Origin of the sequence: Pseudoalteromonas sp. S3776, assembly GCF_005886915.1 — a bacterium.
Classification (GTDB): domain Bacteria; phylum Pseudomonadota; class Gammaproteobacteria; order Enterobacterales; family Alteromonadaceae; genus Pseudoalteromonas.
In genome coordinates this window covers 1-244 of record NZ_PNCU01000100.1, presented here as the reverse complement: position 1 = coordinate 244, position 244 = coordinate 1, and the positions used below count along the sequence as shown (strand labels likewise).

Here is a 244-nt window from a genome sequence, read left to right as displayed (position 1 = left end):
ATCGGTGGCTGTGGCGATCACAGAGCCAACATCAAGGAGTGATACATCCAAGCCCACTAATGACCAATTACCATTGGCATCGGTTGTGGTGGTGTAAGTGGCCCCAATGCCACCGCCTATAAGTTGCTCAGTGATAGTAATTTCGCTGCCTGCTGGCAGGTCAGAGGTACCGCTTAGGGTAACCAATAAACCAAGCTCAAAGGTCGGTGTAAAGGCAAGGGTTGGTGGCGTCACATCCACTTCG

The 244-nt window shown here is 51.6% G+C and carries 1 protein-coding gene; it reads right to left on the bottom strand.

Annotated features, from left to right (window positions below):
- A partial coding sequence (locus CWC16_RS19950) for a hypothetical protein (protein ID WP_171037699.1) occupies positions 1-244 on the bottom strand: 244 nt, incomplete at both ends.